Source organism: Enterobacter cloacae complex sp. IR5422, from assembly GCF_049238165.1.
Classification (GTDB): Bacteria; Pseudomonadota; Gammaproteobacteria; order Enterobacterales; family Enterobacteriaceae; genus Enterobacter; species Enterobacter roggenkampii.
In genome coordinates, this window is record NZ_JBMKHT010000042.1 from 24,309 (window position 1) to 33,279 (window position 8,971).

Consider the following 8,971-nt stretch of genomic DNA (forward strand, 5'->3'; position numbering starts at 1 on the left):
CAGGAAAACGGGAAAGATGATTAAGCTTGTTGGCATGATGGATTCACCTTATGTACGGCGCGTGGCGATCTCCCTTGAGCTTTATGGGGTTGAGTTTGAAAGCCAGCCGCTGTCAGTCTTTAGCACCTTCGACGCATTCTCCCGGATCAACCCCGCGGTAAAAGCCCCGACGCTGGTTCTGGATAACGGAATACGTCTGATGGATTCCTCGCTGATTCTGAATTATTTTGAGGCTCAGGCCGACCCCGAGCGGAGACTCCTGCCCGTCGCGCCGGATGCGCAGGCAAACGATCTTCAGACGCTGGGCTTTATTCTCGCCGCCGCTGAAAAAGCGGTGCAAAATGTGTATGAACACAACCTGCGCCCGGTGGAAAAGCAGCACGTTTCATGGGTCGAACGCATTACAATCCAGCTGCTGGCGGCCTGCAGGGAATGGAATACCTTACTGGAGGGGCGTCCCGCCACCGCCGTTCCCGATCAGGTTGCCGTCACGAGCACGGTTGTCTGGACTTTTATTCAGTCGATGATCCCGCAGATCGTTAACGCAGCGGATTTTAGAACGATTCAGGCGTTTGGCGAATCATTCGAATCGCAGTCAGCCTTCAAAAAATATCCGTTCAATTAAATGCAGAGCCCGGTAAGCACAGCACCACCGGGCAAACCCGCACCTAAATCTGATAATCAATCGCCACTTCTTCCGGCTCCATCACCTGGCGTTTAATCTCATCGACGGACAGCCCGGCGTTGCAGAGCTCGATAAAGCGCCACACATAGTTACGCTGCAGCTGCCCGCGCTTCAGGCCAAGCCATACGGTGTTGGCGTCAAACAGATGACGCGTGTCAAGACGCACCAGGTTCCCGTCCTCGCGTTCTCCGCTGGACTGTTCCGCCACCAGGCCAATACCCAGACCCAGCTCGACGTAGGTTTTGATCACGTCAGAGTCCTGCGCGCTCAGCACGATGTCGGGCGTTAACCCTTTACGATTGAAGGCCTCGTCTATGCGCGAACGTCCCGTGATCCCCTGGCGATAAGTAATGAGCGGCCATTTCGCAACGTCTTCCAGCGTCAGGGGAGAGACCTGATTCAGCGGATGATCGACCGGGAGCAGTAAGCTGTGATACCAGCGGAACCACGGGAACGCCACCAGCAGCGGGTCGTTGCTCAGGCGTTCGCTGGCGATACCGATATCCGCCCCACCGTTTTGCAGCAGCACTTCAATTTCCTGCGGCGTGCCCTGAATAAGCTCCAGACGCACCTCCGGAAAAAGTTCGCGGAACGCTTTAATCACCGGCGGCAGGCTGTAGCGCGCCTGGGTGTGGGTGGTGGCAATGGTAAGCACGCCCGAGGCGTCATTGGTGAAGAGATCCGCCAGGCGACGCACGTTGCTGGCCTCGTTGAGGATCCGCTCAGCGATGGTGAGCAATGCTTTACCCGGCTCCGTCATGCCGAGCAGCCGCTTGCCGCGACGGATAAAGATCTCTATGCCCAGCTCCTCTTCCAGCTCGCGGATATGGCGGCTGACGCCGGACTGAGAGGTATAAAGCATATTGGCGACCTCGGTCAGGTTGTAGTCCCGCCTGGCCGCCTCACGGATAATTTTAAGCTGCTGGAAATTCACGATTCACTCCGGCACATCTGACATAGCTCTATTGTTAGAGTCAGCTGCGTTGCAGAACAAATAATAAAAACCAGCATCTTATGCTTTTATGGAATATCAGCTCACGAGCTGGAGTTCACGGTTCTCAAGCGATGGCTTGCTGACCAGCGACATCAGAATCTCTTTTACCGCCTGCGCCTGTGGCGACAGCGAACCGCGTGCGGACATATTCAGCGACAGCGGCAGGCTCATGGAAGGCGTGGTGATCCGCGCCATCCAGCCGTTTGCCGCGCTGCACAGCGAACGCGCGGCGGATTCGGGCAGTACGGTGACGCCCATTCCGCTGGCAATGGCCGCGGTCAGCGTGGAAATCGAGTCAATTTCGCCGATGATTTTGGCCGTCAGGCGGCGCAGGGAAAACGCTTCGTCCACGCGCACGCGCACGGCGCTGTAGTCGCGCGGCAGATAGAGGTTCATCTCTGCCACGGCGGTAAGGTCTACGCTCTGGCCCGGACAGTCGCGGGTGCCCACAAGGTAGAGATCTTCCTTCAGCAACGGCTGGCTGGTGATCCCGGCCACCGGGGAGCGATCGTAAAGCACCGCCATGTCCAGCTGGCCGTTCAGCAGCTTGTCATTCAGTACGGACCCGCTGTTTTCGTGCAGGTACACCAGCACTTCAGGCAGCTCAGCGCGAACGGCCTGCAGCAGCGGCATGGTAATAGAGGACGCGGCCGTTCCCGGCGCCAGGCCAATAGAAACGTGTCCGCTCAGGGTCTGGCCCACGTTATTCACCGCCAGCTGCGCCTGCTCGCACTGGCGCAGAATCGTGCGCGCATGGGTATAGAGAATTTTTCCGGCTTCCGTTGGCGTGACGCCGCGTTTGGTACGGATCAACAGCTGCTGATCCATCTCGCCTTCCAGAGTAGCCACCTGCTGGCTCAGCGCAGGCTGCGCGATATGCAGCACTTCTGCTGCTTGAGTCAGGCTGCCGATATCGACGATTTTTACGAAGTATTTCAGTCGTCTTAAGTTCATTTTGCCCCCTGTTCGAAATGCTGTGCCGGAACCGGCTGTCGTTGTTGAACAGGTTTTGCAATATGAATGCCACTTTTACCAGGCGGTCTGAATCGGGCGCTAAGCGCCTGAAAATAAGGAAACCTAATCATGGAGGGGGGTTTTATTACCGAAACAGCAGTTTATGATCTGCCCCATTAGAGGTATATCCGCACCAAAGCGGTGCATTCCGCTGTCAAAAACAGCACTTTGCCGATTTTGTCAGCAAACGATCAAAAGGCGGCGATCCACCCTTTGACAAGGTGAACGCAGGTCGATAATATGCGCCCCGTTCACACGATTCCTCTGTAGTTCAGTCGGTAGAACGGCGGACTGTTAATCCGTATGTCACTGGTTCGAGTCCAGTCAGAGGAGCCAAATTTGAAAAGCCTGCTTTTAAAGCAGGCTTTTTGCTTTTCTGCGTCGGGTAAAATTGTCGGGTGGCGGCTGCGCCTTACCCGACCGACAAAAACCTCGAATCGTAGGCCGGGTAAGGCAACGCCGCCACCCGGCGAAAATGTCCTCAATTGCCGAGCTTCACCGGCATCCCTGACCGCCGTTCCAGCTCAGCGCCCGCCCCCTCGTTTATCAACTGTGTCTGCTGTGCGGCGGAGATGGGCAGCGGCACTTTCCGGGTCGATTCAAATTCCGCACGGTTACGTGACAACGGCTCATGCACTTCCACCCAGCGGCTGCCATCCGGTTCCGTGGTGACTTTAACGGGCCGATCGATAAGCTGTACGCGGGTGCCGACGGGAACATTATCGAAAAGGTATTTGATGTCGTTATTCCGCAGACGAATACAGCCCTGGCTCACCCGCAGCCCAATGCCGAAATTGGAGTTTGTGCCGTGTATGGCATACAGCCTGCCGATATAGATCGCATACAGCCCCATCGGGTTATCCGGCCCGGCGGGCACGAAGGCAGGCAGCGTTTTTCCCTCTGCCGCATAGGCACGGCGCGTATTGGGCGTCGGAGACCAGGTAGGTCCCACCTGCTTACGTTCAACCGCCGTTACCCAGTTACGCGGGGTTTCGCGCCCGGCCTGACCGATGCCGATGGGCAGCACTTCAACGGTATTGCTGCCCGGCGGGTAATAGTAGAGACGCATTTCCGCCACGTTAACGACAATCCCCTCGCGAACGGTGTCGGGCAAAATCAGCTGCTGGGGAATGACCAGCCGGGTGCCGGATTTGGGCAAAAAAGGATCCACGCCCGGGTTCGCTTCCAGCATATTGCTCAACCCCTGCCCGTACTGCGCGGCAAACGCCTCAAGCGGTAACGTATTATGATCCGGCACGGTAATGACCTGCGAGCTCCCCACCAGGCGACTGCCCGTCGGCGGTAAAGGATAGCTCACCGCCTGCACGCTCTGGCTGATGAGTAACGCAGCAAGACAGCCCAACGCCTTTTTACGACACATATTCCCTTCCTCAGTCGCTTCGCTCTTTAGTAAGCATAGCGTAGCCGTTTTGCATTACCCATCAGGAAATAAAATCAGTTTGCACAGGCCCCCTGTCGCGGTAGTCTCATAGGTTCCGTTTATATGACGGCCGCTATGTGAGTGACCTTTTCTTATACCAATAATTAAAAATCAGTGCAGACAGGACAACTATGGACTCCACTCTCACCTCCACACATCCTAACGAGGAGACACCTTCGCTCAATCGTGCCCGCCGCGCCGCACTCGGCAGCTTCGCGGGTGCCGTCGTCGACTGGTATGATTTTCTGCTCTACGGCATTACCGCCGCGCTGGTGTTTAACCGCGAGTTTTTTCCGCAGGTCAGCCCCGCGATGGGCACCCTCGCCGCGTTTGCCACCTTCGGCGTCGGTTTTCTGTTTCGCCCGCTGGGCGGGGTGATCTTCGGCCACTTTGGCGACCGCCTCGGCCGCAAGCGCATGCTGATGCTTACCGTCTGGATGATGGGGATCGCCACGGCGCTGATTGGCATTCTCCCGTCGTTTTCCGCGATTGGCTGGTGGGCACCGGCATTGCTGGTGACATTACGGGCGATTCAGGGCTTCGCCGTGGGCGGTGAATGGGGCGGCGCGGCGCTGCTATCCGTTGAGAGCGCGCCCAAAAATAAGAAAGCGTTTTACAGCAGCGGCGTGCAGGTCGGATACGGCGTGGGTCTGCTCCTTTCTACCGGGCTGGTCTCCTTGATCAGCCAGCTCACCACCGACGAGCAGTTCCTGAGCTGGGGCTGGCGCATTCCGTTCATCTTCAGCATCGTGCTGGTCATCGCCGCGCTGTGGATCCGTAACGGCATGGAGGAGTCGGCAGAGTTCGAAAAGCAGCAGGAAAAACCGGCCGTCAAAAAAAGGCTGCCGGTCATGGAGGCACTCGTCCGGCATCCTGGCGCTTTTCTGAAAATTATTGCCCTGCGCCTGTGTGAACTGCTGACGATGTATATCGTCACGGCGTTTGCCCTGAACTACTCGACGCAGAACCTCGGCCTGCCGCGTGAACTGTTCCTGAATATCGGCCTGGTGGTTGGCGGGATCAGCTGCCTGACCATCCCCTGCTTCGCCTGGCTGGCGGACCGCTTTGGCCGCCGTCGCATCTATATCACCGGGGCGCTGGTGGGCACCCTCAGCGCCTGGCCATTCTTTATGGCGCTGGAGGCACAGTCGATCTTCTGGATTGTCTTCTTCGCCATCATGCTCGCCAACGTCGCTCACGACATGGTGGTCTGCGTCCAGCAGCCGATGTTTACCGAACTGTTCGGCGCCAGCTACCGCTACAGCGGCGCGGGCGTGGGTTACCAGGTTGCAAGCGTGGTCGGCGGCGGGTTTACGCCATTTATTGCCGCCGCGCTGGTGACCTTCTCCGGCGGAAACTGGCACAGCGTGGCGATTTATCTGCTGGCCGGTTGCCTGCTCTCTGCTGCGACGGCGCTGGTGATGAAAGAGCCCCGCCACACCTGATCGCCCTTTTGTTTCACAGGCGTGTGACATACTATCGGGTAGAGTCGCACACCTGTGGAACAAGGAGACAGAGATGAATAATAAGGGCTCCAGCCTGACCCCGGCTCAGGCGCTGGAAAAACTCGACGCGCTGTATGAACAGTCCGTCAATGCGCTGCGCAGCGCCATCAGCGAATATATCGAAACAGGGAAACTTCCCGACCAAAAGGCCAGAAACGAGGGCCTTTTTGTTTATCCATCGCTCTCTGTGACCTGGGACGGCAGCGCCAGCACGACGCCAAAAACCCGCGCCTACGCCCGTTTTACCCACTCCGGCTGCTACAGCACCACCGTCACCCGCCCGGCCCTGTTCCGCCCGTATCTTGAAGAACAACTTACGCTGTTGTACCAGGATTACGGCGCGCACATTGCCGTTGAGCCCTCGCAGCATGAGATCCCCTATCCGTACGTAATTGACGGTTCGGCGTTAACCCTTGACCGCTCCATGAGCGCGGGGCTGACCCGCCACTTCCCGACGACGGAACTGTCGCAGATTGGCGATGAGACCGCCGACGGGATTTATCACCCGGCAGAATTTTCTCCTCTGTCGCACTTTGACGCCCGCCGGGTCGATTTCTCCCTGGCGCGCCTGCGCCACTACACCGGTACGCCCGCTGAACATTTTCAGCCGTTCGTGCTCTTTACCAACTACACCCGCTACGTCGACGAGTTTGTCCGCTGGGGCTGCAGCCAGATCCTCGACCCGGAAAGCCCGTATATTGCCCTCTCCTGCGCGGGCGGGATCTGGATCACCGCAGAGACCGAAGCCCCCGAGCAGGCCATCTCCGATCTGGCATGGAAAAAGCATCAGATGCCGGCCTGGCACCTGATCACCGCCGACGGTCAGGGCATTACGTTGATTAACATTGGCGTCGGCCCGTCGAACGCCAAAACCATCTGCGACCATCTGGCGGTACTGCGCCCTGATGTGTGGCTGATGATTGGTCACTGCGGCGGCCTGCGTGAAAGCCAGCTGATTGGCGACTACGTGCTCGCCCACGCCTATCTGCGCGATGACCATGTACTTGATGCGGTGCTGCCGCCGGATATCCCGATCCCGAGCATCGCCGAAGTGCAGCGCGCGCTGTATGACGCGACCAAAGAGGTCAGCGGCATGCCGGGTGAAGAAGTTAAGCAGCGCCTGCGCACCGGTACGGTCGTCACGACGGATGACCGCAACTGGGAGCTGCGTTACTCAGCCTCCGCGCTGCGGTTCAACCTGAGCCGCGCGGTGGCCATTGATATGGAGAGCGCCACCATCGCCGCACAGGGCTATCGCTTCCGCGTCCCGTACGGCACGCTGCTGTGCGTCTCCGATAAGCCGCTGCACGGCGAAATTAAGCTGCCGGGCCAGGCCAACCGTTTCTATGAAGGGGCTATCTCAGAGCATCTGCAAATTGGCATTCGCGCCATCGACCTGCTTCGGGCGGAAGGTGACAGACTGCATTCCCGCAAGCTGCGCACCTTCAACGAGCCGCCGTTCCGCTAATAACGATAAGGAATAACCATGTCCAGCACATCTCCGCTCTCTGCCCTGCGCCACTGGCTTGAGGCCAGCCATCTCGACGGGATGATCGTCCCGCGTGCGGATGCGTGGCAGAGCGAATACTGCGCGCCCTGTGACGAAAAGCTGGCCTGGCTGACGGGCTTTGACGGTTCTGCCGGCGTCGCGCTGGTACTGAAGGATAAAGCGCTGCTGTTCGTCGACGGGCGCTATCAGGTGCAGGCCCGCGTTCAGGTGAATCTGGACGAGATTGAAATTCACCACCTGCACAACGAGCCGCTGGCTGAATGGCTGACAGAAAACGTGGAGGCAGGCACGCGCATCGGTTTTGACGCACTGCTGATGACCAATACGGCGTTTGAGCAACTGTCCGCCACGCCGTGCAGGCTGGTACCGCTGAAGGTTTCGCCGTTTGACGCCTTATGGACCGATCGCCCTGCCGCACCGGCGGGGCTTATTCGTGAAATGCCGGTTGAAGTAAGCGGTGAAAGCAGCCAGGACAAACGTCAGCGCGTCGCTGCCGTGCTGGCCGCGAACAATGCTGATTATCTGGCCGTTACGCTGCCGGATAACATTGCATGGCTGCTCAACGTAAGGGGCTCAGATATCCCAACCAGTCCGGTACCGCTCTCATTTGCCCTGCTGAGTCGTGACGGCCACGTTGAGTGGTTTGTAAACGACAACAAGCTCGGCGCCCTGCCTGAAGAGGTGCGCAATGCGTTTACGATTGCGCCGCAGGACGCCTTTATCGAACGCTGTCAGCAGATTGCTGCAGGCAAACGGGTGATGGTTGATGCCGATTCCGCTCCGGTCGCCCTGCGCTTTGCCATTGAACCACGGGGAGAGATTGTCTGGCGAACCGATCCCATCACCCTGATGAAGGCCACCAAAAACCCGATCGAGCTGGCTGGGTATCGCGCGTGCCATCACCAGGACGGTGCCGCCTGGGTCAACTTCCTGGCCTGGCTGAGCCGCGAAGTGCCGCTGCGCGAGGCGGCAGGAAATCCGCTCACCGAGCTGGAAGTGCAGGCGCAGCAGCTCGCGTTCCGTAAACAGCAGCCCGGGTTTATCGAGCAAAGCTTTGCGACCATCTCCGCCTCTTCGAGCAATGCGGCGATGTGCCACTATCATTCGAGCGAGGCCAGCAACAAGCCCATCGGCCATGATCATTTTTACCTAAACGATTCCGGCGGTCAGTACGTGAATGGCACCACCGACGCCACGCGCACGCTGGCATGGGGTAAGGTCGACCCGCAGCAGCGCCTGCACTACACCGCCGTGCTGAGAGGCTTCCTGTCGCTGATTACCCTGCAGTTCCCCTCTGGCACTCAGGGGCATCAGCTGGATGCCTTCGCGCGTCGTCCGCTGTGGGAGATGGGGCTGGATTACGATCACGGCACAGGGCATGGCGTGGGGCATCAGCTTCTGATCCATGAGAACCCACATCGCATCGCCAAAAAGGTCAACCCGTGGCCGCTGGTGGCGGGCAATATCATGACGATTGAACCTGGCTACTATCTGGGCGATAGCCACGGAATTCGCATTGAAAACCAGGTGGAGATTGTGGAGAGCCGTCCGGGATTCTGTAAATTTGCCTCGCTGACGCTGATCCCGATTGATTTAAGCCAGGTCGAGCTGGATCTGTTGAGCGAACAGGAAAAAGCGTGGCTGGATGCGTATCACCAGCAGGTGCGTGAGGCGCTGTCACCACTGGTGAACAGCGATGCGCGTTCGTGGCTGGAAGAGGCGACGGCACCGGTTCGTGTGAACGGATAGTGCGGCTTTTGCCGGGTGGCGGCTTCGCCTTACCCGGCCTACGATTAGAGGTTTTTGTCGGTCGGGTAAGGCG

General features: G+C 58.5%; 7 protein-coding genes and 1 tRNA gene. 5 read left to right on the top strand and 3 right to left on the bottom strand.

Features of this window, described 5'->3' with window-relative positions; translation table 11 throughout:
• Nucleotides 1–16: 16 nt before the first annotated feature.
• On the top strand, nucleotides 17–625 hold the full coding sequence (locus ACOTXT_RS17730) for a glutathione S-transferase family protein (protein ID WP_055322009.1): 609 nt from the start codon (nucleotides 17–19) through the stop codon (nucleotides 623–625).
• A gap of 43 nt (nucleotides 626–668) precedes the next feature.
• Here the strand turns inward: ACOTXT_RS17730 and cbl are convergent, their stop codons facing one another.
• Entirely contained in the window at nucleotides 669–1,619 is a 951-nt protein-coding gene (gene cbl, locus ACOTXT_RS17735; RefSeq protein WP_008499476.1) for an HTH-type transcriptional regulator Cbl, read from the bottom strand.
• A 96-nt stretch (nucleotides 1,620–1,715) separates the two neighbouring features.
• A complete protein-coding gene (gene nac, locus ACOTXT_RS17740; RefSeq protein WP_008499475.1) occupies nucleotides 1,716–2,633 on the bottom strand; it encodes a nitrogen assimilation transcriptional regulator NAC in 918 nt (305 codons plus the stop codon).
• Nucleotides 2,634–2,953: 320 nt separating this feature from the next.
• Between nac and ACOTXT_RS17745 the strand changes: the two genes are divergently transcribed.
• Nucleotides 2,954–3,029: transfer RNA gene (locus ACOTXT_RS17745), tRNA-Asn, on the top strand.
• Between the two features lie 145 nt (nucleotides 3,030–3,174).
• Here the strand turns inward: ACOTXT_RS17745 and ldtA are convergent.
• Nucleotides 3,175–4,074, bottom strand: a complete 900-nt coding sequence (gene ldtA, locus ACOTXT_RS17750; RefSeq protein ID WP_023344476.1) for a L,D-transpeptidase — start codon at nucleotides 4,072–4,074, stop codon at nucleotides 3,175–3,177.
• 191 nt (nucleotides 4,075–4,265) lie between these two features.
• Between ldtA and shiA the strand changes: the two genes are divergently transcribed.
• The 3 genes from shiA to ACOTXT_RS17765 all read left to right on the top strand — a co-directional run bounded on the left by shiA (nucleotide 4,266) and on the right by ACOTXT_RS17765 (nucleotide 8,898).
• The gene (gene shiA, locus ACOTXT_RS17755; RefSeq protein WP_055322008.1) at nucleotides 4,266–5,579 is read left to right on the top strand and encodes a shikimate transporter; all 1,314 of its coding nucleotides are present in this window, start codon (nucleotides 4,266–4,268) and stop codon (nucleotides 5,577–5,579) included.
• 73 nt (nucleotides 5,580–5,652) lie between these two features.
• Nucleotides 5,653–7,107 (top strand): AMP nucleosidase, encoded by a 1,455-nt coding sequence (locus ACOTXT_RS17760; RefSeq protein WP_023617725.1) that lies wholly within the window; start codon nucleotides 5,653–5,655, stop codon nucleotides 7,105–7,107.
• An 18-nt stretch (nucleotides 7,108–7,125) separates the two neighbouring features.
• Nucleotides 7,126–8,898, top strand: coding sequence for an aminopeptidase P family protein (locus ACOTXT_RS17765; protein ID WP_333165882.1), 1,773 nt, complete (start codon nucleotides 7,126–7,128; stop codon nucleotides 8,896–8,898).
• Nucleotides 8,899–8,971 lie beyond the last annotated feature (73 nt).

Excerpts from the sequence above, each read along its gene's own strand:
- ACOTXT_RS17730 (WP_055322009.1), top strand. The coding sequence starts at position 17 with ATGATTAAGCTTGTTGGCATGATGGATTCACCTTATGTACGGCGCGTG.
- ldtA (WP_023344476.1), bottom strand. The coding sequence starts at position 4,074 with ATGTGTCGTAAAAAGGCGTTGGGCTGTCTTGCTGCGTTACTCATCAGC.
- ACOTXT_RS17760 (WP_023617725.1), top strand. The coding sequence starts at position 5,653 with ATGAATAATAAGGGCTCCAGCCTGACCCCGGCTCAGGCGCTGGAAAAA.
- nac (WP_008499475.1), bottom strand. The coding sequence starts at position 2,633 with ATGAACTTAAGACGACTGAAATACTTCGTAAAAATCGTCGATATCGGC.
- shiA (WP_055322008.1), top strand. The coding sequence starts at position 4,266 with ATGGACTCCACTCTCACCTCCACACATCCTAACGAGGAGACACCTTCG.
- ACOTXT_RS17765 (WP_333165882.1), top strand. The coding sequence starts at position 7,126 with ATGTCCAGCACATCTCCGCTCTCTGCCCTGCGCCACTGGCTTGAGGCC.